This window comes from Isoptericola sp. NPDC057391, assembly GCF_042668085.1.
Lineage (GTDB): Bacteria > Actinomycetota > Actinomycetes > Actinomycetales > Cellulomonadaceae > Isoptericola.
On sequence record NZ_JBHVBO010000006.1, the window covers coordinates 1 to 25,434 of the forward strand.

General features: G+C 74.1%; 25 protein-coding genes, 1 other RNA gene and 3 pseudogenes. 6 read left to right on the forward strand and 23 right to left on the reverse strand.

Annotated elements, in window-relative coordinates; genetic code table 11:
* Positions 1 to 18 precede the first annotated feature (18 nt).
* The 7 genes and pseudogenes from ssrA to ACFUVW_RS01615 form a co-directional block, all read right to left on the reverse strand.
* Positions 19 to 386: a transfer-messenger RNA gene (ssrA, locus tag ACFUVW_RS01585) on the reverse strand.
* A 237-nt stretch (positions 387 to 623) separates the two neighbouring features.
* Positions 624 to 1,124 carry an SsrA-binding protein SmpB gene (gene smpB, locus ACFUVW_RS01590; RefSeq protein WP_429728243.1) on the reverse strand — a complete coding sequence of 167 codons (501 nt, stop codon included), beginning with the start codon at positions 1,122 to 1,124 and terminating at the stop codon, positions 624 to 626.
* Between the two features lie 101 nt (positions 1,125 to 1,225).
* Complete coding sequence (locus ACFUVW_RS01595) at positions 1,226 to 2,689, reverse strand: peptidoglycan DD-metalloendopeptidase family protein (protein ID WP_430569595.1); 1,464 nt, start codon at positions 2,687 to 2,689, stop codon at positions 1,226 to 1,228.
* An 8-nt stretch (positions 2,690 to 2,697) separates the two neighbouring features.
* Positions 2,698 to 3,609 (reverse strand): permease-like cell division protein FtsX, encoded by a 912-nt coding sequence (gene ftsX, locus ACFUVW_RS01600; protein WP_430569596.1) that lies wholly within the window; start codon positions 3,607 to 3,609, stop codon positions 2,698 to 2,700.
* A 305-nt stretch (positions 3,610 to 3,914) separates the two neighbouring features.
* Positions 3,915 to 4,592 (reverse strand): annotated as a pseudogene (gene ftsE, locus ACFUVW_RS01605) (cell division ATP-binding protein FtsE); the annotation flags it as partial.
* Between the two features lie 218 nt (positions 4,593 to 4,810).
* Positions 4,811 to 5,926 carry a peptide chain release factor 2 gene (gene prfB, locus ACFUVW_RS01610; RefSeq protein WP_430569597.1) on the reverse strand — a complete coding sequence of 372 codons (1,116 nt, stop codon included), beginning with the start codon at positions 5,924 to 5,926 and terminating at the stop codon, positions 4,811 to 4,813.
* 82 nt (positions 5,927 to 6,008) lie between these two features.
* Positions 6,009 to 6,392 carry an ankyrin repeat domain-containing protein gene (locus ACFUVW_RS01615; RefSeq protein WP_430569598.1) on the reverse strand — a complete coding sequence of 128 codons (384 nt, stop codon included), beginning with the start codon at positions 6,390 to 6,392 and terminating at the stop codon, positions 6,009 to 6,011.
* A gap of 72 nt (positions 6,393 to 6,464) precedes the next feature.
* On the opposite strand from ACFUVW_RS01615, the gene ACFUVW_RS01620 reads away from it, so the two are divergent.
* Complete coding sequence (locus ACFUVW_RS01620) at positions 6,465 to 7,001, forward strand: putative glycolipid-binding domain-containing protein (RefSeq protein ID WP_430569599.1); 537 nt, start codon at positions 6,465 to 6,467, stop codon at positions 6,999 to 7,001.
* A 22-nt stretch (positions 7,002 to 7,023) separates the two neighbouring features.
* On the opposite strand, the gene ACFUVW_RS01625 is transcribed toward ACFUVW_RS01620, so the two are convergent.
* The 12 genes from ACFUVW_RS01625 to ACFUVW_RS01680 form a co-directional block, all read right to left on the reverse strand.
* Complete coding sequence (locus ACFUVW_RS01625) at positions 7,024 to 8,238, reverse strand: globin domain-containing protein (protein ID WP_430569600.1); 1,215 nt, start codon at positions 8,236 to 8,238, stop codon at positions 7,024 to 7,026.
* Between the two features lie 74 nt (positions 8,239 to 8,312).
* Positions 8,313 to 8,756: an RrF2 family transcriptional regulator gene (locus tag ACFUVW_RS01630; RefSeq protein WP_430569601.1), complete on the reverse strand. Its 444-nt coding sequence runs from the start codon at positions 8,754 to 8,756 to the stop codon at positions 8,313 to 8,315.
* A 107-nt stretch (positions 8,757 to 8,863) separates the two neighbouring features.
* Positions 8,864 to 9,286 carry a hypothetical protein gene (locus ACFUVW_RS01635; protein WP_430569602.1) on the reverse strand — a complete coding sequence of 141 codons (423 nt, stop codon included), beginning with the start codon at positions 9,284 to 9,286 and terminating at the stop codon, positions 8,864 to 8,866.
* 71 nt (positions 9,287 to 9,357) lie between these two features.
* Complete coding sequence (locus ACFUVW_RS01640) at positions 9,358 to 9,855, reverse strand: pilus assembly protein (protein ID WP_430569603.1); 498 nt, start codon at positions 9,853 to 9,855, stop codon at positions 9,358 to 9,360.
* Positions 9,852 to 10,292, reverse strand: a complete 441-nt coding sequence (locus ACFUVW_RS01645; protein WP_430569604.1) for a TadE/TadG family type IV pilus assembly protein — start codon at positions 10,290 to 10,292, stop codon at positions 9,852 to 9,854. Before ACFUVW_RS01645 ends, ACFUVW_RS01640 begins: the two co-directional genes overlap by 4 nt.
* Positions 10,289 to 10,693 (reverse strand): VOC family protein, encoded by a 405-nt coding sequence (locus ACFUVW_RS01650; protein WP_430569605.1) that lies wholly within the window; start codon positions 10,691 to 10,693, stop codon positions 10,289 to 10,291. The genes ACFUVW_RS01645 and ACFUVW_RS01650 overlap by 4 nt, the downstream gene beginning before the upstream one ends.
* Position 10,694: 1 nt before the next feature.
* Entirely contained in the window at positions 10,695 to 10,913 is a 219-nt protein-coding gene (locus ACFUVW_RS01655) for a hypothetical protein (protein WP_430569606.1), read from the reverse strand.
* Positions 10,914 to 10,972: 59 nt separating this feature from the next.
* Positions 10,973 to 11,914: a type II secretion system F family protein gene (locus tag ACFUVW_RS01660; RefSeq protein ID WP_430569607.1), complete on the reverse strand. Its 942-nt coding sequence runs from the start codon at positions 11,912 to 11,914 to the stop codon at positions 10,973 to 10,975.
* On the reverse strand, positions 11,911 to 12,768 hold the full coding sequence (locus ACFUVW_RS01665) for a type II secretion system F family protein (protein WP_430569608.1): 858 nt from the start codon (positions 12,766 to 12,768) through the stop codon (positions 11,911 to 11,913). Before ACFUVW_RS01665 ends, ACFUVW_RS01660 begins: the two co-directional genes overlap by 4 nt.
* Positions 12,768 to 14,030, reverse strand: coding sequence for a CpaF family protein (locus ACFUVW_RS01670; protein ID WP_430569609.1), 1,263 nt, complete (start codon positions 14,028 to 14,030; stop codon positions 12,768 to 12,770). Before ACFUVW_RS01670 ends, ACFUVW_RS01665 begins: the two co-directional genes overlap by 1 nt.
* 114 nt (positions 14,031 to 14,144) lie before the next feature.
* Positions 14,145 to 15,047: an alpha/beta fold hydrolase gene (locus ACFUVW_RS01675; RefSeq protein WP_430569610.1), complete on the reverse strand. Its 903-nt coding sequence runs from the start codon at positions 15,045 to 15,047 to the stop codon at positions 14,145 to 14,147.
* Positions 15,044 to 15,730, reverse strand: coding sequence for a TetR/AcrR family transcriptional regulator (locus ACFUVW_RS01680; protein ID WP_430569611.1), 687 nt, complete (start codon positions 15,728 to 15,730; stop codon positions 15,044 to 15,046). Before ACFUVW_RS01680 ends, ACFUVW_RS01675 begins: the two co-directional genes overlap by 4 nt.
* A 92-nt stretch (positions 15,731 to 15,822) precedes the next feature.
* On the opposite strand from ACFUVW_RS01680, the pseudogene ACFUVW_RS01685 reads away from it, so the two are divergent.
* Positions 15,823 to 17,045 (forward strand): annotated as a pseudogene (locus ACFUVW_RS01685) (aminotransferase class I/II-fold pyridoxal phosphate-dependent enzyme).
* Between the two features lie 92 nt (positions 17,046 to 17,137).
* On the opposite strand, the gene ACFUVW_RS01690 reads toward ACFUVW_RS01685, so the two are convergent.
* Positions 17,138 to 17,767 carry a LysE/ArgO family amino acid transporter gene (locus ACFUVW_RS01690; RefSeq protein WP_430569612.1) on the reverse strand — a complete coding sequence of 210 codons (630 nt, stop codon included), beginning with the start codon at positions 17,765 to 17,767 and terminating at the stop codon, positions 17,138 to 17,140.
* A gap of 85 nt (positions 17,768 to 17,852) precedes the next feature.
* Here ACFUVW_RS01690 and ACFUVW_RS01695 point away from each other — a divergent pair, with 85 nt between their 5' ends.
* On the forward strand, positions 17,853 to 18,803 hold the full coding sequence (locus ACFUVW_RS01695) for a LysR family transcriptional regulator ArgP (protein WP_430569613.1): 951 nt from the start codon (positions 17,853 to 17,855) through the stop codon (positions 18,801 to 18,803).
* 93 nt (positions 18,804 to 18,896) lie between these two features.
* Here ACFUVW_RS01695 and ACFUVW_RS01700 read toward each other — a convergent pair whose 3' ends face one another.
* The 3 genes and pseudogenes from ACFUVW_RS01700 to ACFUVW_RS01710 all read right to left on the reverse strand — a co-directional run.
* Positions 18,897 to 20,219, reverse strand: coding sequence for an LCP family protein (locus ACFUVW_RS01700; protein WP_430569614.1), 1,323 nt, complete (start codon positions 20,217 to 20,219; stop codon positions 18,897 to 18,899).
* 80 nt (positions 20,220 to 20,299) lie between these two features.
* Positions 20,300 to 21,337, reverse strand: coding sequence for a glycerophosphodiester phosphodiesterase (locus ACFUVW_RS01705; RefSeq protein WP_430569651.1), 1,038 nt, complete (start codon positions 21,335 to 21,337; stop codon positions 20,300 to 20,302).
* Positions 21,338 to 21,442: 105 nt separating this feature from the next.
* Positions 21,443 to 22,695, reverse strand: a pseudogene (locus tag ACFUVW_RS01710) (esterase-like activity of phytase family protein); the annotation flags it as partial.
* An 11-nt stretch (positions 22,696 to 22,706) separates the two neighbouring features.
* On the opposite strand from ACFUVW_RS01710, the gene ACFUVW_RS01715 reads away from it, so the two are divergent.
* The 3 genes from ACFUVW_RS01715 (at position 22,707) to ACFUVW_RS01725 (ending at position 25,432) form a co-directional block, all read left to right on the forward strand.
* Positions 22,707 to 23,087, forward strand: coding sequence for a PadR family transcriptional regulator (locus ACFUVW_RS01715; RefSeq protein ID WP_430569615.1), 381 nt, complete (start codon positions 22,707 to 22,709; stop codon positions 23,085 to 23,087).
* A complete protein-coding gene (locus ACFUVW_RS01720; RefSeq protein WP_430569616.1) occupies positions 23,087 to 24,448 on the forward strand; it encodes a permease prefix domain 1-containing protein in 1,362 nt (453 codons plus the stop codon). Before ACFUVW_RS01715 ends, ACFUVW_RS01720 begins: the two co-directional genes overlap by 1 nt.
* Before the next feature lie 93 nt (positions 24,449 to 24,541).
* Complete coding sequence (locus ACFUVW_RS01725; protein ID WP_430569617.1) at positions 24,542 to 25,432, forward strand: phosphotransferase enzyme family protein; 891 nt, start codon at positions 24,542 to 24,544, stop codon at positions 25,430 to 25,432.
* Positions 25,433 to 25,434 lie beyond the last annotated feature (2 nt).

Genomic DNA, 25,434 nt, shown 5'->3' on the forward strand with positions numbered 1-25,434 from the left:
GTGGCCCGCCTGTCGCAGGGGTGGAGCTGCCGGGAATCGAACCCGGGTCCGGTGGCGCTTTTCGAGGACTTCTCCGGGCGCAGTCTGCTGTGATTTTCTCGGCCCCCGCACTCACGCAGACAAGGTGCGGACGGGCCCAGTCACCTAGGTGTCCCCGCCGCCCCGGTGACGAGGGCGACGAGCAGTGGCTCTCTAGATGACGTGAGCTACCGGGTCGAGAGCAATCCCGGGCTCACGGACTTCGGAGCTCGCTCAGGCGGCGAGGGCGAAGTCGGTGCGCTTGTTATCGGCACCTATAGGTTCGCAGGCAAGCGTTCACGAGATGAGCCTGCATCCTCGGCCCGCTTCTCCTCGAAGCACGACCACCGTCGAAACCGATCAGCCCCTATGCATTTTTCAAACCGGGTCTGCCGACCCCCGCCGGCCGCGATCGGCCGACGTCGTCCAGTCTAGTGGATCAACCACCGCCGGTGCGTCCTTATTTCCGCAGGCCGCGACACGACGGGCCGGAGCGGGGCAGGGCGGAGGCCCTGCTCAGCCGTGCCGTCTTTCGGCCGAGTCTGCGGTTCCGCTCCGGGCGAGTGCCTCGTCCCTCGGCCCTCACCCTCCGCTGCACCTCCGCCTCAGCCCAGCAGCTCCTGGTGCCGGATGGCGCGCTGCGCCTCGCGCATGTCCTGCTTCTCGCGCAGCGTCTGCCGCTTGTCGTACTCCTTCTTGCCGCGCGCCAGCGCAATCTCCACCTTGGCGCGACCGTCGAGGAAGTACAGGCTCAGCGGGACGAGGGTGTGCCCCTTCTCCCGGGACTTCACGCCCAGCCGGTCGATCTCCTCGCGGTGCAGCAGCAGCTTGCGCTTGCGCCGCGGTGCGTGGTTGTTCCAGGTGCCCTGGAAGTACTCGGGGATGTGCACGTTCTCGAGCCACGCCTCGCCGTTGTCGATCGCGGCGTACCCGTCGAGCAGCGACGCGCGCCCCATGCGCAACGCCTTGACCTCGGTGCCGGACAGCACGATCCCGGCCTCGACCACGTCCTCGATCACGTAGTCGTGGCGGGCCTTCTTGTTGTTCGCCACGATCGTGCGCGGATCGCCCTGCTTCTTCTTGGCGCCCTTGGCCTTGTTGGACACGGTCTCCTCCTCCCGGGTTCGCGGACCTGCGACGACCCAGGATACGGGAGCCTCGCGTCGCGGCCAGGGCTTTTCCGCGCCCTGCGAACGCCCACCGGGCGTCAGTTCAGCCAGCCGCCCATCGGGTCCGTGGTGCTGCCGTTGACGTACACCTCGAAGTGCAGGTGGCACGCCGCGGAGGTCCCCGTGGAGCCGGAGTAGCCGATGATCTCGCCCTTGCTGACCTTCTCCCCCACGCTCACGGTGTCGTAGCTGAGGTGCAGGTACCGGGACATCACGTTGTCGCCCCGGTGCGTGCCGTGGTTGATCAGCACGTTGTTCCCCGGCCCGTCGCCGTAGTAGGCCTGCTCGACGTAGCCGCTCTGCGCCGCGTAGATCGGCGTGCCGCAGTAGGTGCGGATGTCGGTGCCCGCGTGCAGCCGCCAGTAGTGCAGCGTCGGGTGGAACCGCATCCCGTACGAGCTGGTCACCACGTGATAGTTCGTCGGCCAGCCGAGGAACGGCCCGGAGGACGACGAACCACCGCCGCCGCCACCACCGCCGCCACCGCCGGAGCCGCCGCCGTTGTCGGAGCCACCACCGCCGCCGCCACCGCCGCTGCGGCGCTCGGCGGCCGCTCGCTTGCGCTCCGCCTCCTCGGCCTTGCGGCGCTCCTCGGCGAGCCGGGCGTCCCGCGCCTTCTGCTTGGCGATGATCTCCTTGAGCTGCGACTCGAGGTTCGCCTGCGCCTGCTCGTTGGCCTTGAGCTCCTCGAGCGCGTTGGCCTTCTGCGACTCGATCGACGCCTTGAGCGCGCGCTGCTGGGAGATGAGCCGCTCGACCTCGGCCTTGCGGTCCGCGGCCTGCCTCTGCGCCCTCTCGGCGGCGACGACGTTGGCGTCGGCCTCGCGCTTGAGCTCCGCGATCGCCGACCGGATGGCGTCGAGGCGCGCCTGCTGGTTGCGGGCCACCGCCTCGGCGTCCTGCAGGTCCGTCAGCGTGCGCGCCTGGCTGCGCGCCGCCGACGACGAGACGGCGAACTCCTCGAGGAAGTCCTCCGTGGACTGGGCGCCGGTGACGATGCCGAGCGTGCTCGTGTCGTCGCCGTTGCGGTACGCCTGGCGCGCCATCTGCACGACGTCGGCGCGCGCCGCCTCGACCTTGCCCTTGCCGGCCTCGATCTGGCCGGCGACGGCGGCCTCCTCGGCCTCGGCGTCCGACAGCCGCTGCGCGAGGATCGCAGCCTTGCGCCGCGCCTCCTCGAGCGCGGCCTCGGCGGCCGCGAGCTCGGCCTGCGCCACCGGGAGCCGGCCCTCGACCTCGTTGAGGTCCAGCACCGCCTGGCGGTACTTGGCGTTGGTGTCCTCGAGCTCCTCCTGCAGGCTGTCGCGCTCGCGCTCCTTCGCGCGCTGCTTCGCCTCCGCGGCGGCCCGCTGGTCGTCGATGTCGTCCGCCGCCGCGGTGCGTGCCGACACGCTCGCGGTCACGGTCGCCGACGTCGTCGCCCCGCCCAGCACCAGGACGGCGGCCACGAGCCCTCCCAGGGCGCGCCGGACCGTGCCTGGGGACGTCCTCAGGGTCGTCATCTGCGATCTCACACCCTCGTGTACCGGTTGAGCGTCACCACGGACGACACCACCGCCAGGAGCACGGCGATGCCGATGAGCAGCGGCGCGACGATCAGGACGTCGCCCACGTCCACGTAGGCCACCCAGTCGACGGAGTCCTGCAGCCAGTCCGTCACCAGGTACTGCACGGCGAGCCAGAGCCCGCCCACGGCGAGCAGCGCGCCCACCAGCGCGGCGATCGCGCCCTCCAGCATGAACGGCAGCTGCACGAACAGGTTCGACGCGCCGACCAGGCGCATGATGCCGGTCTCCCGGCGCCGGGAGACGGCGGAGAGCCGGATCGTCGTCGTGATGAGCAGCACGGCCGCGAGCAGCATCACGCCCGCGAGCCCCGCCGCCAGCAGCGACGCGCGCCCGAGCGCGAGGAACAACGGCTCGAAGACCTCGCGCTGGTCCTCCACGACCTCGACGCCCGCGCGGCCCTCGAGGACGTCGTCGACCACCTGGTACTGCTCGGGGTCGACGAGCTTGAGCCGGAACGACGCCTGCATGTCGTCCTCGGTGAGCTGGGTGCCCTGGTAGCCGTCCGGGTAGAGCTGCGTGAACGCCTCGAACGCGTCCGCCTTGCTCTCGAAGTAGGTGGTGGCGACGACGTCGGACAGCTCGGTGTCGATGACCTCCTCGAGCCCGGCGATCTGCTCCTCGGTGGCCTCGCCGTCGGCGCACGTCGGCGCGGTGGAGCCGTCCGGACAGAGGAACACGGAGACCTCGACGAGGTCGTACCAGTCCCCCTTGAGCTTGGTGACCTGCGTCTGCAGCAGCGCCGCCGCGCCGACGAAGGTCAGGGACACGAACGTCACGAGGACGACCGAGACCACCATCGACAGGTTGCGCCGCAGGCCCTGGAGGACCTCGGTGAGGACGAACTGGAGCCGCACCCTCAGGCCTCCCGTCCCGCGCGCACGCGCTCGTGCTCGCGCAGCACCTGCTGCACCACCTCGTCCGCGGACGCGACCGCCGGCTCCGCGACGACGGGCTCCTTGACGACGGGCTCCGCCGTCGGCGGCTCAGAGGTCGCAGGCTCCTGAGCCGCCGCCCGCGCGGCCGCCTCCTCGGCGGCCCGCTCGGCCTCGAGGTCCGCCGGCTCGGGCGAGACCTGGACCCGCTGCACCGCGCGCGTGCCGCGGCCGGGGGCGTCGAGCACCGGCGTCTGGCCCACCTGCGGCAGGATCGACTCCCGCTCGCCGTACACGGCGTCGACCTCGTCGCGCACCACCGAGCCCGTCGACAGCTCGACGACGCGCTTGCGCATCTCGTTGACGATCTCGTCGTCGTGCGTGGCCATGACCACCGTCGTGCCGGTGCGGTTGATCCGGTCGAGCAGCCGCATGATGCCGAGCGACGTGGTGGGGTCGAGGTTGCCCGTCGGCTCGTCGGCCAGCAGGATCTGCGGCCGGTTGACGAACGCCCGAGCGATCGCGACGCGCTGCTGCTCGCCACCGGACAGCTCGTGCGGCAGCCGCTTCTCCTTGCCGTCCAGGCCCACCATCTCCAGCACCTCGGGCACCGTGGTGCGGATCGTGTGCCGCGGCTTGCCGATCACCTGGAGGGCGAAGGCCACGTTCTCGTAGACCGTCTTGCCGGGCAGCAGCCGGAAGTCCTGGAAGACGACGCCGATGCTGCGACGCAGCGAGGGCACCTTCCAGCTCGACAGCCGGGACAGGTCGCGCCCCGCGACGTACACGGTGCCGCCCGTGGGCCGCTCCTCGCGCAGCACGAGCCGCAGGAACGTGCTCTTGCCCGAGCCGGACGCCCCCACGAGGAAGACGAACTCCCCGCGCGAGACGTCGACGGAGACGTCGTCGAGCGCGGGTCGCGCCCCCCGGGCGTAGACCTTCGAGACGTTCTCGAACCGGATCACGACGTGCCTCTCCCCTGCCAGTCGACCGTGCGGCACCGGGGCCGGGCGCGATGTCGCTTCGTGGTCACACCGCACCTGGGCCGGGGCCGCCCGATTCCCGAGAGTCGCACCCGGCGGGGAGGGTGACGCGAAGGACACGCCGGTGTGTCGCGGGTCAGGGAGGTCGCCCGAGGCACCCGTTCGGGCGCCCGGGGCGGTGACGGCCGGCGCGGAGCCCGTCAGGCGGCGTCGGCGCCGCCCGAGCGGCGCCAGCGGATCCCGGCCTCGATGAAGTCGTCGATGGCGCCGTCGAACACGGCCTGCGTGTTGCCCGACTCGTGCTCCGTGCGCAGGTCCTTGACCATCTGGTACGGCTGCAGCACGTAGGAGCGCATCTGGTCGCCCCAGCTCGCCTTGATGTCGCCGGCGAGCTCCTTCTTCTTCGCCGCCTCCTCCTGCTGCCGGATGAGCAGCAGGCGGGACTGCATGACACGCAGCGCCGCGGCGCGGTTCTGGATCTGCGACTTCTCGTTCTGCATCGACACGACCGTGCCGGTGGGGAGGTGCGTCATGCGGACGGCGGAGTCGGTGGTGTTCACGGACTGCCCGCCCGGGCCGGACGACCGGAAGACGTCGATCTTCAGGTCGGACTCGGGGATCTCGATGGAGTCGGTCTGCTCGATGAGCGGCACCACCTCGACCGCGGCGAACGACGTCTGGCGGCGGCCCTGGTTGTCGAACGGCGAGATGCGCACCAGGCGGTGCGTGCCGGCCTCGACGGACAGGTTGCCGAACGCGTAGGGCGCGTTCACCTCGAACGTGGCCGACTTCAGCCCGGCCTCCTCCGCGTAGGAGGTGTCCATGACCTTCGTGGGATAGCCGTGCCGCTCGGCCCAGCGCAGGTACATCCGCATGAGCATCTCGGCGAAGTCCGCGGCGTCGACGCCGCCGGCGCCCGCGCGGATCGTGACGACGGCCTCGCGGGCGTCGTACTCGCCGGACAGCAGGGTGCGCACCTCGAGCGCGTCGAGGTCCTTGCGGATCGCGGCGACCTCGCCCTCCGCCTCCGTGAGCGAGTCCTCGTCGTCCATCTCCTGGCCGAGCTCGACGAGCGTCTCGACGTCGTCGATGCGGGCGCCGAGGCGCTCGACGCGCTGCAGCTCGTTCTGCGCGGTGGACAGCGCGGAGGTGACCTGCTGGGCCTTCTCCGGGTCGTCCCAGAGGTCGGGGGCGGACGCCTGCTGCGTGAGGTCGTCGATCTTCGCCTGCAGCGCGGTGGGGTCGCTCACGGCCTCGATGGACTCGAGGGTGGCGCGCAGCGCCTTGATCTCTGCGGGGAAGTCGATGGTGGCCACGATCCTCAAGGTTACCCGCCATGCGAGGCTCCCCCGCCCGACGATGACCGTCGGCCGCCCGTCGGCACCCCGTCGGCCGGCGTCAGCCCCGCTCGGGCAGGGTGCGGCCGAACATCTGCGCGGTGTCGCGTGCGCTGGGCGTGCCGGCGTCGGGGTCGGCGCCCGCGGCGACGAGCGCCGCGACCACGTCGTCGGAGCCCTTGAAGACCGCGCCGGCCAGCGGCGACTGGCCGCGCGCGTTGACCCGGTCGACGTCGGCACCCCGCTCGGCGAGGCCGCGCACCAGGTCGGCGTGCCCGTGGTAGGCCGCGAGCATGAGCAGCGTGTTGCCCGCCGCGTCGGCGTGGTCGGCCGGGACGCCGGCGTCGACGAACTCCAGGAGCAGGTCGGCGCCCGCGCGGGCGAGGTCGAACATCTGGTCCAGGTCCACCGGCAGCTTGTCTCCGGCCGGGTTGTCGTCCCTCATGCCGGCGAATCTACCGGGCGGCGTCGACCGTCCGGGTCGATGCTGGGAGGAGGGCCGAGGAGGAGGTCGACCATGACGACGTACCGGTGGCGCGGGCTCGGGTCCGGCGGCGTCGAGCACCTCGACCTGCTCCCCCGCGACGGCCGCCTCCGCGCCCGGTCCGTCGTCGACCTCGGGCCCGTGCGGCTCGAGTACGCCATGGAGCTCGGCACCGACTGGACGTTCCGGGCGCTGCGGCTGCGGTCGTCGGACGGGCACCAGCTCGACCTGAGCCGGGACGACGACGGCGCCTGGTGGGTGGACGGCGCGGCCCGGCCCGACCTCGCCGACGCCGCGGACGTGGACCTGTCGTTCAGCCCGTTCACGAACACGCTGCCGATCCGCCGCCTCGACCTGGCGGTCGGGGCGGCGGCCGACATCGTCACGGCGTACGTCGACGGCGACACCTTCGAGGTCTCGCCCGACCCGCAGCGGTACACCCGGCTGGACACCGGCCGCTACGTCTACGAGTCCCGCGACGGCGACTTCCACCGCGAGATCTCGGTGGACGACGACGGGATGGTGGTGGACTACCCCGGGCTGTTCTCCCGCATCGTGGACGAGGGGTGAGGCGCCCGGGGCGCACGCACCGTCAGGCGGCGGCGATCTCCCGGCCGGGGCCGAACACCTCGTGGTGGATGCGGTCGGCGGTGACGCCGCGGCCGAGCAGCGCCGACTGCACCACGGTCATGAAGGGCGCGGGGCCGCAGAGGTAGGCGTCCGCGTCGTGCGGGACGTCCACGCCGTCCAGGTCGATGTACCCGCTGCGCAGCCGCTCCTGCACCGGGCGGGTGCCGAGGTCCTCGTACCAGCGGTGCAGCTCGGCCGTCGGGAGGGCGTCGACGAGCCCGCGGAGCTCCGCCCGGTGCGCGTGCCGCGCGGGCGACCGGTCGGCGTGCAGCACCACGACCCGGCGCGTGGTGCCGACGTCGCGCAGGTGGTGCAGGAAGCCGATCATCGGCGTGATGCCGATGCCCGCCGAGACCAGCACGAGCGGGTTCTCCCCCTCGACCAGGGTGAGCTCGCCGAAGGGGGACGAGACCTCGAGGGCGTCGCCCTCGAACACGTTGTCGTGCAGGTGGTTGGAGACCTCGCCCGCGGGGGCGACGCCGGCCGGGTCGAGGCCGGGGAGGATGGCCTTGACCGAGACGGCCCACGCGCCGGCCGCGCCGGCGCCCGTGAGGCTGTACTGCCGGATCTGCCGCGCGCCGTCGGGCAGGGTGACGGCCACCGAGACGTACTGCCCGGGCCGCGCGGCGGGGAGCGGGGTGCCGTCCCCCGAGACGAGCTCGAGCGAGATCGTGTCGGGGGACTCCTGCACGCGCCGGCGCACGTAGACGGTGCGCCACACGTCGCCGGGCGCCACGCCCGCCTCCGCGTACAGGCCGAGCTCGATCTCGACGAGCGCGTCGGCCATGTCCCAGTAGACCTCGTCCCACGCCGCCGCGACCTCGGGCGTGACCGCGTCGCCGAGCACCTCGACGATGGCGGCGAACAGGTGCTCGTGCACGATCGGGTACTGCTCCGGGAGGATCCCCAGCGACGCGTGCTTGTGCGCGATGCGGGCCAGGACGGCCCGCGGGTCCGGGCCGTCGTCGACGAGGAGGGTCGCGTAGGCGGCGATGGCCCCGGCGAGGGCCCGCTGCTGGTCGCCCCGGGCCTGGTTGCCCCGGTTGAACAGGTCGCGCTCGAGCTCGGGGTGCGCGGCGAACATGCGCCGGTAGAAGATCGGCGTGATGTCGCCGATCGCGCCGCCGATCACGGGCAGCGTGGCGCGGACGACGGCGGCGGACTCGGGGGTGAGCATGGATGACTCCTGTCTCTTCCTTCGGGGGACCCGCGCCCGGGCGGGTGCGCGCGGGCGCGGACGTCGGGCGGACGTCAGCCGGGCGGGCGCGTGCCGATGGTGAGCAGCAGGTCCCGGGTGGGTGCGGCGGAGACGTCGGCGATCGTCACCGGGTCCAGGGCGGCGAAGAACGCCTCGCGGGCGCGGGCCAGCGCGCCGCGCAACCGGCAGCCGCCGCGCAGCGGGCACGGGTTCGCCCCCTCGCACTCGACGACCTCGCCGTCGCCCTCGAGGGCGCGGGCCACGAACCCGACGGACAGGTCGCGGGCGCCGTCGGCGAGGCGCAGCCCGCCCGCGCGGCCGCGGCGGGCCTCGACGACGCCGAGGTGACCCAGCCTCGTGACCACCTTCGCCGCGTGCGAGGCCGGCACGTTCAGCTGCTCGGCGAGCGTGCGCGTCGTCGCGGTCTGCTCGGCGTCGAGGACGCCGAGACGCATGACGATCCGCAGGCCGAGGTCGGTGAACGCGGTGAGCTGCACACCCGCAGGCTAGCCAAATCGGCATCGTGGATGCGCCTTTAGCGATGTGGGAAGTTCCACACCCGCCCGGCGTGCGCCCGCGTGGCTTCCGTGCGCGCCCGTGACCCTCAGCCCGCGCGGGCGGACGACGTCGCGGCGACGGTGAACCCGCCGCCGAACGCGTCCGTGAACCACCGCAGCAGCGGCGGGCGCGACGTGGCCGCCAGCCCCACCTGCGCCGTCCGGCCGTCCGGGGAGGTCGCCTCCACGAGCCGCAGGTCCTCGAGCCCCTCCGCCTCCCCCGGGTGCGCGGCGAGGTAGTCGCGCACCGACTCCTCGACGTCGGCGTCCGTGAGCGTGAGCACGGCCTCCCCGTGCGAGGACGCGGTGCCGTCGTAGAACCGCTCCGGCGGCATCGCGTCCGCCGCGTCGGCCGCGACGGCGTCCGCGAGGTCGTACAGATGCTTGCGGTCGAGGTGCACGGCCGTCGCCGACGCCACCATGCCGACCAGCATCAGCGCCAGCGCCACCACGCCGGCCGTGAGCAGCATGATCCGCCCGTCCTCCGGTCCGGGCCTGTCCTCGGCTCCGGCCTCGACGCCGTCCTGCCTGTGCCGCCGCCTCACGACCGCGCCGTCCCGTACTCGTCCACCGTCGCGACGTGCGTCGCGGTGACCGGGACCTCCAGCGGCAGCCAGCCGCGCAGCGCCTCGGGCACGAACGGCAGCGGCACCTCCAGCCGGGTCCGCACCCCGACCGTCGCGCCGGGCGTGAGGCATGGGTCAGCCGAGCACTCCAGGGACACGGAGCCGTCGCCGACGGCGAACCCCTGGTCCTCGAACGCGATGCCGGCCGCCGCGCGGGCCCGCTGCGCGCCCGCCTCGGAGGAGTCGGCCGTCACCATCGCCCGGCCCGCCTCCCGCGCCGCGCCCTCGACGGCGAACGCCCCGGCCTGCACCTGCGCCACCGTGAGCACGAGGTACACCAGCGGCACCAGCAGCAGCACCGCCGTGCCGAGGAACTCCACCAGGGCGGCGCCGGCCTCGGGATCGGGTGTCTCGGGTGCCGGTCCCGGTTCCGCCCGTGGCCCGTGCGCCGGGTGGGGCGCCCGCGCGCTCACGCCTCCTCCAGCGCATGCCCCTGGAGCGTGAGCGCCCCGGACGGCCCGATCAGGCCGACCACCGGCAACGGCACCTGCACCGTCACCTCCACCACGTCGAGCCCGTCCTGCACGGTGCGGCGCACCGAGACGTCGTCGGCGTACCGGGAGCCGAGCGCGGCGGTCAGGAGCTCCTGCGTCCGGGTGGCACCGCTCGCCAGGTCCCGGTCGGCACGGGCGGCCACGCGGGCGCCCTCCGCGGCCGCGTCGATCGCGAGCGCGCGCACGTGCATCGCCAGCGCGACCTGCACCACCGCGAGGAACAGGGCGAGCACCAGCGCGGACACCATGACGAACTCCGCGACCGCGGACCCTCGCTCGCCGTCCCGCCGTGCGCTCGCGGTGGGCGGGACGGGCGTGACAGGTACGGCCGGGGCAGGCGCGGGCTGCGCCGTCACGTGCGGACCTCCTCGACCGGCGGCGCCCAGCCGGGCCGTGGGACCAGGCAGAACGGGTGGCCGGCGGGGTCGGCGTACACGTCGCCGTCTCCCGCACCCGGCGCGGCCGTGGTCAGCCGGTGCGCACCGAGCGCCAGCACGCGCGCGTGAGCGTCCGCCACGTCGTCGACCATGACGTCCAGGTGCATCTGCTGCGGCCGTGCCGGGTCGCCCCAGAGCGGCGCCTGAAGCCCGGGGGCGCGCTGGAACGCGAGACCGGAGTGCCGGTCGCTGCGGGCCACCACGACGAAGTCGTCGTCCGCGTACGTCACGTCCTGGCCGAGCACGGCCGACCAGAACTCCGCGAGGCCTCTGGGGTCCGGGCAGTCGATCACCAGGTGGTGCGGCCGGCCGATCACCACGTCAGGGACCCGTGACGCTCGTGATCGCCCGCGTGAACGTGTCCTCGAGCAGCGGGCCCGCGATCGCCCACAGCGCGACGACCAGGCCGGCCGTCATCAGCGTCACGAGCACCCAGCCCGGCACGTCCCCACGTTCCGGGTCGTCCACGTCGGGGCGCGCCGGCAGGTTCTCGGTCGCGTCGCGCGTCTCGTCGAGCGTCTCGTGCATCTCGTCGTGCATGGTCGGTCCTTTCGGTGGCACCGCGCGAGGGCGGCGGGTTCGGAGGCGGGAAGGCACGCTCACCACCCGATCTGCAGGGTGGCGAGGGACGGGAAGACGGCGAAGACGACGGTGATCGGCAGGATGAGGAAGACCACGGGCACGAGCATCGCGACCTCCTTCTTGCCGCCGGCCTCCATGAGGGCCCGGCGCCCCGACTCGCGCACGTCCTGCGCCTGCGCGCGCAGCACGTCGGCGAGCGGGGTGCCGCGCTCCAGCGCGACGGCGACGCCCTCGGCGAAGCGGGTCAGCGACGGCAGACCGGTCCGGTCGGCCATGGCCGTGAGGGCGGTCGCGATCGGCGCTCCGGCGCGGACGTCGGCGAGCATGACGGAGATCTCGCCCGACAGCTCGCCGCGGGCGGTGGCAGCGACCCGCTCCAGCGCGGGCACCGGCCCCTCCCCGGCCGTGACGGCGAGGGCGAGCAGCTCGGCGACGGTCGGGAACTCGGCGAGCATCCGCTCCTCGCGGCGGCGCACGGCGCGGCTCAGCCACTGGTCGCACAGGACGAACCCGCCGGCGCCGCACAGCAGCACGAGCGCCGCCAGCGGGACCGGCGCGGACCCGCGCGTCGCGGCGAGCAGCAGGGCGAGCAGGAGCCCGGCCGCCAGCCCCAGCGCCGTGGAGACGACCTGCCGTGCCCGGAAGGCCTCGACGGTCTCGTGCCAGCCCGCACGGCCGAGCCGCCGCCGCACGTCCGCGCGGGACGACCCGAGCCGATCGAACCAGTGCGCCGCGTCCGCGACCCAGGGGGCGAGCAGCCGCTCGATCACCGGGAACGGGGTGTGGGTGGGCTGCTCGCGCAGCAGGCCGGACGTGGCGTCGCGGGGGCGGAGCGCCGGCGCCAGCCGCTGGTCGAGCGTCGCACGGCGCGCCCGCACGCGGGAGATCACGAGCAGCAGACCGAGGCCGCCGAGCAGCCCCACCGCGGCGCCGACTCCGGAGACGCCGGGGATCGTCATCGCAGCACCCGGCCTTCCTCGGGCAGCCGCCCGATCCGACGCATCAGCCAGTACGCGAGCGCCGACGTCGCCGCCCCCGCCGCGAGGACCGCGACTCCGGCCGCCGAGTTGTACGCCTGCGCCGTCTCCGGCCGGGTCGCGAGGAACGCCAGGACCACCCACGGCCCGGCGGCCGCGAGCCGGGCGCCGTTCACGGTCCACGACTGCCGCGCCTCGAGCTCGCCCCGCGTGCGCGCGTCCTCGCGCAGGAACGACGACAGGGTGCGCAGCAGGCGCCCCAGGTCGGTGCCGCCGACCTCGCGCGTCAGCCGCAGGGCCTCGATGATCCGGTCGGCCACGGGGTCCGCGAGGCGCGCCTTGAGCAGGTCGAGACACTCCCCGAAGCGGCCGGTCGCGCGGTAGTCCGCCGCGAACCGGGCGAAGGGCTCGCGGAGCTCTGCCGGGCCCCGCTCGCTCAGCTGTGCCACCGCCTCCGGCAGCGAGAGCCCGGCCCGCACGCCCGACGCGAGGTGGTCGACCACCTCGGGCCAGACCTCGCGCAGGTCCCGCCGGCGCTTCCTGGCCCGCACCCGGACCAGCAGCTCGGGCGCGGCCGCCGCCATCAGCGCGAAGCACGCGGCGATGGCGGGCGAGCGGGTCAGCGCCAGGCCGGCGAGCAGCACGACGACCCCCGCCGTGGCGCTGAGCCACCACAGCGCCGCCGGGGTCACCGAGGGGGCACCGGCCTGGACGAGCAGGTCCTGGACGGCGGCGGACCGGGCCGCGCGACGGCGCGGGCGGGCGGGCGCCTCCCAGCACGACAGCCACACGCACACCAGGCCTGCGCCGAGGAGCAGCCCCAGGACGACCCCCATCAGCGGCCCCCGGCCAGCAGCGCGCGGACGTCGACACCGGCGCGCGCGAAGCGCTCCTCACCAGGCGGGAAGCCGTCGCCACGCACCAGGTCGCCGCCCTCCTCGGCGGGCAGTCGGTGGAAGAGCCCGGCGGTCTCGACCCGGTCCCCCTCGACGCGGCCCGTCACGGCCACGATCTCGCGGACCTGCCGGGCGCCGTCCGGGGCGACGTCGAGGTGCACCACGAGGTCAATCGCCGACGCGACGGTCGGCACGACGAACCGGTCGGAGACGTTCTCGCCGGCGAGCAGCGGCAGCGTGCACATCTTCGTGACGGCCTCGCGCGCCGAGTTCGCGTGCACCGTGCACATCCCGGGGATGCCGGCGTTGAGGGCCACGAGCATGTCGAAGCTCTCCGCCTCGCGGACCTCGCCGATGACGATGCGGTCGGGTCGCATCCGCAGCGCCTCCTTGACGAGGCGGCGCAGCGGGATCTCCCCGGTGCCCTCCAGGCTGGGCTGCCGGCACTGCATGGCCACGTGGTCGCGGGCCAGGAAGCGCACCTCGAACACCTCCTCGCAGGAGATCACCCGCTGCCCCGCGGGGATCGACCCGGCGAGGGCGTTGAGCATCGTCGTCTTGCCTGCCTGGGTCGCACCCGAGACGAGCACGTTCAGCCCGGCACGCACCGCGGCGTCGAGGAACGCAGCCGCGTGGGAGGTGAGGGAGCCCAGCCGCACCAGGTGGTCGAGATGGTCCGCGCGCACCAGGTGCTTGCGGATGTTGACGGCCATGTGGTGCCGGGTGACGTCGGGGATGACCACGTGCAGCCGCTCGCCGCCCGGGAGCGAGGCGTCGACGAACGGGCTGCTCAGGTCCAGGCGGCGGCCGGACGCCTTGAGCATCCGTTCCACGAGGTCGCGCACCTGCGCGGCGGTGAGGATCGTCGTCGTGAGCTCGGGGACCCCGCGGCGCGCCACGAACACCTTGGCGGGCGAGTTGATCCAGATCTCCTCGACCTCGGGGTCGTCGAGGTAGCGCTGCAGCGGGCCCAGGCCGCCGAGCGCGTCGACGACGGCGCGCGCGGCGCCCTGCGGGTCCGCGAGCGCCGGGACGACGCCGCGGGTGGCGCGCTCGGTGTAGTCGGCGGACGCCTCCGCGACGAGGCGCTCCAGCCCGGGCCGGTCGCGGACGGGGTCGAGGGCGCGGCGGCGCACGAGCTCGCGCACCTCGTGCTCGAGCAGAGCGGCGGCATCGGCGGGCGCCGTCGTGTCGATCGACACTGATCTGTCCTCTCGTCGGTGCCCTCATCGGCGGCGAAAGCGGCACCAGAGTAGGGGACCCGGGCAATCGCCCGGGTCCGCCCTGTGGACAACCCCGGCGAAGGGCACGTACCGCTACCCGGCAGCGTCCCCGCGGTACACCGCCAGCCACTCTCTGACCAGCGACGACGTCTCCTCGGGCTGGTCGTAGGTCACGATGTGGCCGGCGTCTCGGATGGTGGTCAGGCGGGCGCCCGGGGCCGCCGCGGCGGCCGCGGCGAGCTCCTCGTGGCCCACGAGCGGGTCGCGGTCTCCGCGCACCCACAGCGAGGGCACGCGCAGCCGCGGCAGCTCGGGCAAGCGGTCGAGCGCCATGGCGAGCGGCCCGTAGGCGCACACCATCCAGTCGTCGAGCGCGGGCTCCCCGTGGGCCGCCTTCGCCCGCGCCTCGTCCACGACGAGCGCGACGATCTCCTCGAAGCCCTCGGTGGCCTCGCCGGCCACGAGGTTGTCCGCCATCGAGCGGCGCACCGCCGCGGGCCGCCGCGCCAGCCAGCGGCTGGTGAGCCGCAGCAGGCCGGGCGTGCGCAGCGCGAGCCAGGTGAGCAGCTGGGCGCGGCGCCGCGCACCGATCCCGCCGGGCCCGATCGCCACGAGCGCGTCGACACGCTCCGGGTGGTCCAGCGCGAACCCCACCGAGATGCCGGCCCCCAGGGACAGGCCCACCAGCGCAGCGCTCTCCAGCCCGAGAGCGTCCAGCAGCTTGCCCAGGAAGGCGCGGTAGAACGCGTCGTCGAGCACGCCGTCCCAGGGGCGGCTGCCGCCGTGCCGCGGCAGGTCGACGACATGGACGCGATGGTCCGCGGCGAGGTCGCCCGCGACGTGGCGCCACACCCCGGCCGCCGCGTCGAGCATGCCGCCGTGCAGCAGCAGGACCGGCGGTCCGGTGTCACCGGCGCGGTAGTGGCGCACGGGGCCGCCGGCCACGGTGAGGTCGGTCCAGGTGGCGAAGACGCCCGCCACGGCGCGGTCGGTCACGGGTCCTCCAGGAGGTCGAGCTGGTGGTCGAGGCGGGCGAGGAGGCCGAGCTGCGCGGCGCGGCCGGCCTCCGGGTCGACGGGTCGGTCGGCGGCGAGACCGCGCCCGACGAGGTCGGCGAAGAGCGCGACGGCGTCGCGCAGCGCGTCGTCCGTCATCGCGCCGATCGTGCCCGGCGCGTGCACCAGGCCGACGCTGAAGACGCCGAGCACGCGCACCACCGTCTCGGTGGGCATGGCGGGGTCCACGACGCCCGCGTCCTGCAGCCGCGCGACGTAGTCGGCCAGCCACCCGAACCGCTCCGCGTACCGGTCGCCGCCGTCGGCGACCTGTCGGACGTGGTCGCCCAGCAGCGAGACGTCGCCGGCGTAGAGGGCCCGCATCAGGGGGTCACCGAGCAGCGCCTCCGTCCCGAAGCGGTAGACGGCGGGCAGGTCGAGCGGGCCGGTGGCCTCGACCACCCGCCGGCGCACCTCGGCCGTGAGGTCACGGGTGCTGCGCCGCAGGACGGCGTCGAGGATCGCGGCCTTGTCGGGCAGCTCGAGGTAGACGGCGCCCTTGCCGATGCCGGCCCGTGCCGCGACGTCGGCGACGGTCGTGCGTGGCCAGCCGTTCTCGAGGATCAGGTCCCGGGCGGCGTCGAGGATGCGTGCGCGGCGGTCGGGGACGAGCGGGCGGGGCACGGGACCTCCGTAGTGACCAAGGTTTGCAATCTGGTCACTACGGTAGCCGGACGCCTCCCGCGCCGGCCACCGGTCGGGGCTAGGGTCGGCGCATGCCGACCTCTCCCCCGCCCGGCCGCTGGAACGACGTCGCCCGCGCGACGGGACTGCTCGGGGCGGACGGCGCCGTCGCGCAGACGATCTTCGCGGAGATGACGGCCCTCGCCGCGCGCACCGGCGCGATCAACCGGGGCAGGGCTTCCCCGACGTCGACGGCCCCGCCTTCATCCGGGACGCCGCCAAGGACGCCATCGACGCGGGCCGCAACCAGTACGCGCCGGGCGACGGCGTCCCGGAGCTGCGGAGCGCGATCGCCGACCACCAGCGGCGCCGCTACGGGCTCGGCGTCGACCCGGACGGCGAGGTGCTCGTCACCACCGGCGCGACCGAGGCGCTGGCCGCGTCGATCCTCGCCCTGGCCGGTCCCGGCGACGAGGTGGTCACGCTCGAGCCGTACTACGACTCGCACGCCGCGAGCATCGCCCTCGCCGGGGCGACCCACGTGCCCGTGGCGCTCACCGCGGAGGACTTCCGGCTCGACGCCGCCGCCCTGCGCGCCGCGGTCACCCCGCGCACCCGGTTGGTCGTGCTGAACACGCCGCACAACCCCACGGGCACGGTGCTCACGCGGGCCGAGCTGGAGCAGGTCGCGGCGGTCGCGCGCGAGGCCGACGCCGTCGTCCTCACCGACGAGGTCTACGAGCACCTCACCTTCGACGACGCCGTGCACGTGCCGATCGCGACCCTGCCCGGCATGGCGGAGCGCACCCTCACCGTCTCCTCCAGCGGCAAGACGTTCAGCCTCACGGGCTGGAAGGTCGGCTGGGTGCACGGCCCCGCGGAGCTCGTCACGGCGGTGCGTACCGTGAAGCAGTTCCTCACCTACACCTCCGGCGCACCGTTCCAGCCCGCCATCGCGCGGGCGCTCGCCGACGACGACGCGCCGCGCGCGCTCGCGGCGTCGCTCGCCTCCCGCCGTGACCTGCTGTGCGACGGGCTGACCGCCGCCGGGTTCGACGTCGTCGTGCCGCAGGGCACCTACTTCGTCGTGGCGGACGGCGCCCACCTCGTCGAGCGGCTCGGCGTCGCCGACGGCCACGAGCTGTGCCGCCGCCTCCCCGAGCTCGGCGGCGTCGTCGGCGTGCCGGTCTCCGCGTTCTGCCGCGCCGGCTCGACGACGGCGCGGGCGCTCGCGTCCCGCGTGCGCTTCACGTTCGTCAAGCGCGAGGACGTGCTGCGCGACGCCGTCGACCGCCTGCACCGCCTCACCCGCTGACCCACCGGCGCAGCCCTGTTCTGTTCGGCACTTCGTCGATCTGTTCGGCACCGCCCCGTGCCGAACAGATCGACGGGATGCCGAACTGACGGCTACGCCAGGAGCGCCGGCAGCACCAGGCTCACCGCGACGACCAGCATGATCCCGGCGACGACGCCGTCCACGACGCGCCAGGCGCCGGGCCGGGCGAGCACGGGCGCGAGGAGCCGCGCACCATGTCCGAGGCCGACGAACCACAGGATGCTCGAGACGATCGCGCCGGCGGTGAACAGCCAGCGCCCGTCGCCGTACGACGCGGCGAGCGAGCCCTGCAGCACGACCGTGTCGAGGTACACGTGCGGGTTGAGCCACGTGAGTGCGAGGGCGGTGAGCAGCACCGGCCGTGCGCGCCTCCCGGCGTCGGCGACCGCCCCGTCGGACGCGGCCGCCAGCCCCGCCTCGTCCCCGCGCCAGGCCCGGCGCGCGGCGAGCGCGCCGTAGCCGAGCACGACGGCGGCGCCGGCCCACCGCGCGACCTCCACGACGGCGGGGTGGCTCACGACGAGCGCCCCGAGCCCGGCCGTGCCGGCGAGGTAGAGCACGACGTCGGACGCCGCGCACACCGCGACGACGAGGCCCACGTGCTCGCGGCGCACCCCCTGGCGCAGCACGAAGGCGTTCTGCGCGCCGATGGCGACGATGAGGGACAGGCCGAAGCCGAGGCCGGCAAGGAGGGTGAGCACCCCTCGACGCTAGGTCCGGCCAGAGATGAAGTCCATCTACGGTTTCTTCAGCCGATCAAGCACCGCTTCATCTAGGGTGGGTGCCATGCGATGGGACTCCCGCCAGCTCGAGGCGCTCGCCGCCGTCGTCACCGAGGGGTCCTTCGAGGCCGCGGCCCACACGCTGCATGTCACGCCGTCGGCGGTCAGCCAGCGCGTGCGCGCGCTCGAGAACGCCGCCGGCTCCGTCCTGGTGCGCCGCGCCCGCCCGGTCGCGCCCACCGCGCCGGGGCGCACGTTGCTGCGCCTGGCCCGACAGGTCGAGCTGCTCGGCGCGGAGGCGAGCAGCGAGCTCGGCCCCCGCGACGCCGACGACGACCGCACCGGAGCCCCGCCCCGCCCGGTCACGGTGCCGGTCGCCGTCAACGCCGACTCCCTCGCGACCTGGGTGATGCCGGCGCTCGCCCGCGTCGAGGGCGTCTGCTTCGACCTCCACCGGGACGACCAGGACCGCACCGTGGACCTCCTGCCGGCCGGCGTCGTCATGGCCGCGATCACCTCCCAGCGCGAGCCCGTGCAGGGCTGCACCTCGACGTTCCTCGGCGTCACCCGCTACCGCCCGGCCGCGACCCGGGACGTGATCGACCGCTGGTTCCCGGACGGCCCCACGGTCGAGGCGCTGGGCCGCGCCCCGATGCTGGTGTTCAACCGCGCCGACGACCTCCAGGACGCCTGGCTGCGCGAGCGCGCGGCCGCGGCGGGCACCGCCGTTCCCGACCCGCCCCGGCACCATGTGCCGAGCACCCCGGAGTACGTCGACGGCATCCGCCGCGGCCTGGGGTGGGGCATGTGGGGCCCGCTGCCCGGCCCCGGGGCCCGCTTCGGCATGCTCGACGGCGGGCCGGGCGACGCCGGCGGAGCCGTGGTGCTGCTCGACGACCACGCCGTCGTGGACGTCCCGATCTACCTGCAGCAGTGGAAGCTGCGCTCGACCGTGCTGGACCGGGTCGCCGAGGCCCTGCGGCAGGAGGCGCGCCGCGCCCTGCCCCAGAGGTGACCTGACCGGAGCCGACCTCCGACCATGCGACCTCCCGCGTCATTCACGCGCACGGCACGGGAGATCGCATGGTGGAAGGCCGGTCCGGGGCGGTCAGGCGCAGACGCCCGGCAGCACGGACGGGCTGGGCGCCGGGTCGGGCGAGGCACCTTCGCCGCCCTTGCCGCCCCGGGTGCCGCCGTCCTCACCGTCGACGCCGTCGGGCGACGCGACGTCGTCGTCGACCGCGGTCGCGTCGTCCGGCGACCGGTCCGGGGACGACGAGGCCGTGCCGTCGCCGTCCGCGGGCTCGCCCGTCGAGCCGTCCGAGCCCTCCGAGCCCTTGCTCGGCTGCGTCCCGGGTGGCGCCTCGTCGGCGCGGATCCGCTCCCAGATCGCGTCGGCCTCGGACGTCCACACGACGCGGTTGGGGTCGCCGGGCGCCGGCGCCACCGGCACCGACGTGAAGACGATGCGCGCCGGGTCGATGTCGCGGATGCTCCACGCGAGGCCCGCGAGCGCCGTCGGGCTGGCCAGGTCGGGGTCGGTGGAGATGGAGCCGAGGATCTCGCGGACCATGCGGTACAGCCGCGGCGAGTCGGTGATGAGGTTCTGCGACAGGATCTCGCGCATCGCGGCGTCGAAGAACGCCTGCTGCCGCTCGATGCGCTTGAGGTCGCTGCCGAGCTCCAGGCCCATGCCCTCGCCCTTGCGGGCGCGCAGGAAGTTGATGGCGGTGTACCCGTCGAGCTTCTGCTTCCCCTCCGGCAGGTCGAGGTCCACGCGCTCGCCGCGCACCGGCTCGGGCAGGCACATCGTGACCCCGCCGATCGCGTCGACGACGCCGATCACGCCGGTCATCTGCACCACGACGTGGTCGGAGACGCGCACCCCGGTGAGCTTCTCGACGGTGCGGATGGTGCAGGCGGCCGCGCCGGTGACGTCCTTGTCCGGCCCGCCGCCGAGGGAGAAGGCGGAGTTGAACATGGCGTTCGACTGCGGGGCGGTCTCGCCACCGCCGGGGAGCTTGCAGGCGGGGATGTCGACGAGGGAGTCGCGCGGGATGGAGACGACCTCGATGCGGCTGCGGTCCCCGGACAGGTGCACCAGCAGCGTGGTGTCGGAGTGGAACTCGTCGCCCGCCCCGGCGATCTCGGCGTTGGCCTCGTCGCGGAAGTCCGTGCCCATCACGAGGATGTTGAGGTCCTTGCCGGCGAACGGGTCGCTGGGGTCCTGCTCGGCCGGGACCGCGGGCGGGCGGTCGCCGCCGGCGAGGAGGTCGTCGACGTCGGAGACGCCGATCTGGGAGCGCAGGTCGACGAACGTCGCGGCCGCGGCCGCCGCCACGAACGCCACCACCGCGGTGACGACGAGGGCGATCGAGCGGACGACCCGGTGCGAGGCGAGGCTGGTCGCGTGCCGTGGCAGGGTCCGCACAGCGCGAGCCTAGGCCCTGAGCAGCGCGTTCGCGCGAGGGGCGGCCCCGCCGGCGGCGGGGTCACCCCTCGCGCGAGGGGTCAGCGCCGGGCCGCGACGGCGTCGGCGGCGAGGCCCGGCTGGTCCGAGAACACGCCGTCCAGCCCGGTGTCGAGGAACACGTCGAGCTCGCCGGCCAGGTCGCCGCGCTCGGCAGGGTCCGCCGAGGTGCGGAGCTCGGCCGGCAGGAACTGGTTCTCGGCACGGAACGTCCAGGCGTAGGCCTCCAGCCCTGCACGGTGCGCGTCGCGGACCACGGACGTCGGCTCGCCGAGCGTGCCGTCGGCGGTGCGCGGGACCACCACGTTCTTCTCCAGGCTCACGATGTCGGCGTACCGGGCCAGGTCGCGCAGGCCGCGCGGGGTGACGAGGTCGGCGTAGGTGCGCGGGTCGCCCGCGGCCACCAGGTCGTACGGCGCCCCGCTCGCGGAGACGTTGAGCGCGAGGCGCACGTCGGTGCGCCGGTCGAGCTCGCGCAGGTTGGTGGTCTCGAAGGACTGCACGACGACGGGGGCGCGCCGCGAGTCGAGGCCGTTCGCGGCGAGCTCCGCCACGAGCGGACCCGTCAGCGGCAGCCCGATCGACGCGGAGTACGTGGGGTGCTTGGTCTCCGGCGCCACGCCGACGGGCTGCCCGTCGCACGTCTCCGAGTGGCGGGCGAGGTCGAGGACCTCGTCGAGGGTGGGCACCTGGTAGAGCCCGTCGTAGGCCGTGTTGCCGGGTCGCAGCTCGGGCAGCCGCTCCGTGGCGCGCAGCGTCCGCAGCTCGGCGAGCGTGAAGTCCTCGGTGAACCAGCCCGTGACCGCCCTCCCGTCGATCGTCTTCGTGGTGCGGCGGTCGGCGAACTCGGGGTGGTCGGCCACGTCGGTCGTCCCGCCGATCTCGTTCTCGTGCCTCGCCACCAGGACGCCGTCCTTGGTCGGCACGACGTCCGGCTCGATGACGTCCGCGCACTGCAGGATCGCCTGCTCGTAGGCGGCGAGCGTGTGCTCGGGCCGGTCGCCGGAGGCACCGCGGTGCCCGACGACGGTGACGCCGTCGTCCCGGGTGCGCTGCTTCTCCAGGTCGATCACGACCATCTCGGTGTCGTCCGGGGTCCCGGGGTTGCGGGCCGCGTTGCCGGGGTAGTTGTTGTCGTTACCGATGAGGATGCGGCCGTCGCGCAGTCGCAGCACCGTCTCGAACGACTGCACGGGCAGCGCGTACGTCTCGCCCAGGCCGTAGCCCTCCCCCGCGTCGATGCCGTCAGGGTTCTCCACCCGCAGCGCGTCGAGGACGAGCTCCTTGCGCAGGTACCCCCTACCACCCGCGCCTTCCCGGTCCGTCTCGCTCAGGTCGATCTCGTAGACCCGCTTGGTCACCGAGGCGGGCCCTTCGAAGTCGTCGCGCTCCACGACCCAGAACGAGTCCTTGCCGACGGCGAACGCGTCGCCGAGCACGTTGGCCTCCTGATCGGCCTGGTAGTCCCAGGTGCGGCCGGTGTACGCGCCGCGGCGGGTGTCGAACTCGTGGATCACCCGACGGCGCTGGTCCGCGTCGCCGACGACCGCCCCCTCGAGCACGGGGTACAGGTAGCGCCCGCCCTTCACCCCGGCCATCGCCTGTTCTGCGGCGAGCGCAGCCCGCCCGGCAGCTCGTACGGCTCCTCCAGGAGCGTGCCGTCCGCGTCGAAGTGCAGCAGGAACGGGCCGAACTCCTCGCCCACCCACAGCGTGCCGTCGGCGGCGCGCACCACGGACTCGACGTCGAAGTCGGCGCCGGTGAGCAGCCGCTCCTCGGTGTCGCCGTGGACGATGTCGAAGTCCAGCACGCGGTTCTCGTCGTTGTAGGAGATGTGGTCGAGCACCTCGATGGCGCCCGAGCCGGAGCCCTTGCGCCCCGTGTCCCAGTCCGGCTTCACGAGGTAGCTGCGCAGCAGGAAGTCCGCGGAGTTGCCCTGGCTGCCGAAGCCGTTGTCCGGCTGCGCCCAGAACGTGCCGTCGCCGTTGTCGACCATCGCCGAGAAGCCCGGGATCACCTGGCCGTCCCAGGGGCCCTGCCGGCCGTTGGCGGCGGAGGCCTGCGCCCCGGACGCCGGCCCCTCGGCGAGGAAGTCCGCGGACAGCGTCGCGCGGCCCTCGAGGGTCGGCACGAGGTGGGTCGTGACCCGGCCGTGCCGGTCGGGCCCGTGCGGCCGGTCGTCGTGGCGGCCGCCCGCGACGGCGGCGGCACCCGCGGTGGTGAGCGCGACGGCGGCGGCGGTCCCGACCGCGGCGGCGCGGAGCAGCAGTGATCGACTCATGGCCCGATCCCAGCGACGCTCCGCGACGCCCCGCCCAACCCCGGATGAACCCTGACCGTCCGCTGGATGACGTTCCCGTGCCGGCCCGGGGCCGCACCGGCCTCCCGAGCGATGCCTAGATCTGCTAGGTTCGGCATCCCTAGCAGATCTAGACATAGGAGCCCTCGGTGCGCTTCGACAAGGACCTGGTGGCGGCGTCCGCCACCCCGCTCGTGCTCGGCATCCTGGCCGAGGGCGAGTCGTACGGGTACGCCATCCTCAAGCGGGTCACGGAGCTCTCCGGCGGCCGCATGCAGTGGACCGACGGGATGCTCTACCCCCTGCTGCACCGGCTCGAGCGCGTGGGCCTCGTCGTCGCGACCTGGGGCACCTCCGAGGCCGGCCGGCGCCGCAAGCACTACGCCCTCACCCCCGCCGGGCGGGACGCGCTGGCCGAGCGGCAGGAGCAGTGGTCCGTCGTCGCCGACGTGCTGCAGCAGGTCTGGCGGTCGGCCCAGCAGGCGGCCCAGACCCCCGCCCGCCCCGCCGTCGCGGAGGGGTGGGCCTGATGGCCGAGCGCGAGCACGATCACGAGCGGCTCGAGGCGCAGATCGACCAGTGGCGCTGGTACGTGCAGCGTCACCGCGCCATCTCGCCCGCCGACGTGGACGAGATGGAGGACCACCTGCGCGGCCGGGTCGACGACCTCACCGCGACCGGCCTCGACGACGACGAGGCGTTCCTCGTCGCGGTGCGCCGGATGGGCAACCTGGACGCCGTCTCGCGCGAGTTCGCCCGGGAGCACTCGGAGCGGCTGTGGAAGCAGCTCGTCCTCGTGCCGGACGGTCCTCCGCGGGAGTCGGCGCCCGCCTGGCGCGAGCTCGCCGTCGTCCTCGCGCTCGCCGTCGGCGCGGGGATCGCCATGAAGGTCGCGCTCGCCGCGTTCGACACGGACTCGGCGCTGCTGCGCAACGTCCCCCTCATGACGGCGCCGTTCCTGGCCGCCTACTTCGTCTGGAAGCGCCGCGTGACCTGGCGCGTGGTCGCCGCCCTGCTGGTCCCGTACGCGCTGCTCGCCGTGGTGCTCAACGTCTATCCGTACGTCGACACCGGCTCGACCGTGGTGCTCGCGGCGATCCATGCCCCCGTGGTGCTGTGGGCGCTGGTCGGCGTCGTCTACGTGGGCGGCCGGTGGCGGGACCAGGACCCGCGGATGGACTTCGCGCGCTTCACCGGCGAGCTCGTCGTGTACGTCACGCTGCTCGCGATCGGCGGCGCGGTGCTGCTGGGCCTCACGGCCGCGACCCTGAGCCTCGTCGGCGTGGACATCGAGCCCGCGATGGAGGACTGGATCATGCCCTTCGCGGTGCCGGGCGCCGTCGTCGTGGGCGCGTGGCTCGTCGAGGCGAAGCAGGACGTGGTGGAGAACATCGCGCCCGTGCTCACCCGCGTCTTCACGCCGCTGACGACGGTGATGCTGCTGGTGACGCTCGTCGTGCTGCTCGGCGCCGGCGGGCTGGCCGACGTCGAGCGCGAGCTGCTCATCCTCATGGACGCGATCCTCGTGCTGGTGCTGTGCCTGCTGCTGTACTCCGTCTCGGCGCGCGACTCGCTCGCCCGACCGGGCTGGTTCGACGGGCTGCAGCTGGTGCTCGTCGCGGCCGCGCTCGCGGTGGACGCCGTCGCGCTGACCGCGATGCTCACCCGCATCGCCGAGTTCGGCTTCAGCCCCAACAAGGTGGCCGCGCTGGGGCTCAACCTGCTGCTCCTGGTGCACCTGGCCCGGTCCGGGCTGCTCCTGCTCGGCTTCCTGCGCGAGCGGCAGCCGTTCGGCGCACTCGTCCGGTGGCAGACCCGCTTCCTGCCCGTCTACGCGGTGTGGGCGGCGCTCGTGGTGGTGGCCTTCGGGCCGGTCTTCGGCTTCGCCTGAGTCGCCAGCCGAGCGGTCGGCCTCACCGAGCCAGCGACATCGGCGGCCGGAAATCGGTCGCGACGCGCCCGCGCATCATGGTCGGATCGAGCGGTGAACCCCGACTTCTTGCGGGCCAGGCTGCCGGACCTGTTGGCCCAGGTGTGGGACACGGAGGTGCGCGCCTCCTGGCCCGTCACCGACGGGATGAACTCCGTGACCACGGGACTCGACCTCCCCGGCGGCCGGTACATCGCGAAGTGGGTGCCCAGAGCGCAGGCCAGTGCGCTCGCCCGGGGCGCGCGCACTGCGTGGGAACTGGCCGAGCGCGGGGTGCGTTCCGGCCGCCCCTTGCTGCGGCCCGATGGCGCGCTCACCGCCCCTGCCTGGGGCGGCGAGCTCGTGGTCCTCGAGGAGGTGCCCGGGGTCCCGCTGACAGCGTCGGCGCAAGACCAGCGCGCTTGGGGCCGGGCGCTCGGCCGCGTCCACGCGCTGGCCACACGCCCGGCGCGACCATCCTTCGCGAGCTGGCTCGAGGACGCTGCGCGCGACGTCGCGCCGGACGACTGGGTACGCCGGGCCCTGGACGTGGTGCTTCGCGAGCACGAGCGCCTCCCTACTCTGACGTGGGTGCAGCTGCACACCGATCCAGCTCCAGAGGCGTTTCTGCGCGACAAGGACGGCGACGTCGGCGTCGTCGACTGGACGGGTTCGACGCCCGGCCCCGCCCTGTACGACGTTGCATCGGCGCTCATGTACGCAGGGCCGACCTCGGGCGCGGCCCTGGTCGAGGGCTACCGCGAGGAGTCGGCGGTGCCCGCGGCAGAACTGCGCCACCACCTCGGCGCGTTCAGCCGGTTCCGGGCGGCGGTCCAGGCCGCCTACTTCGCTCGCCGGGTGGCGGAGCGAGACCTCACAGGAATCGCGTCGCAGGACGACAACGCCCGCGGCCTGGCCGACGCGCGAGGAATGCTCCGCCTGCTCGGCGTGCCCGTCGAGGCATGACC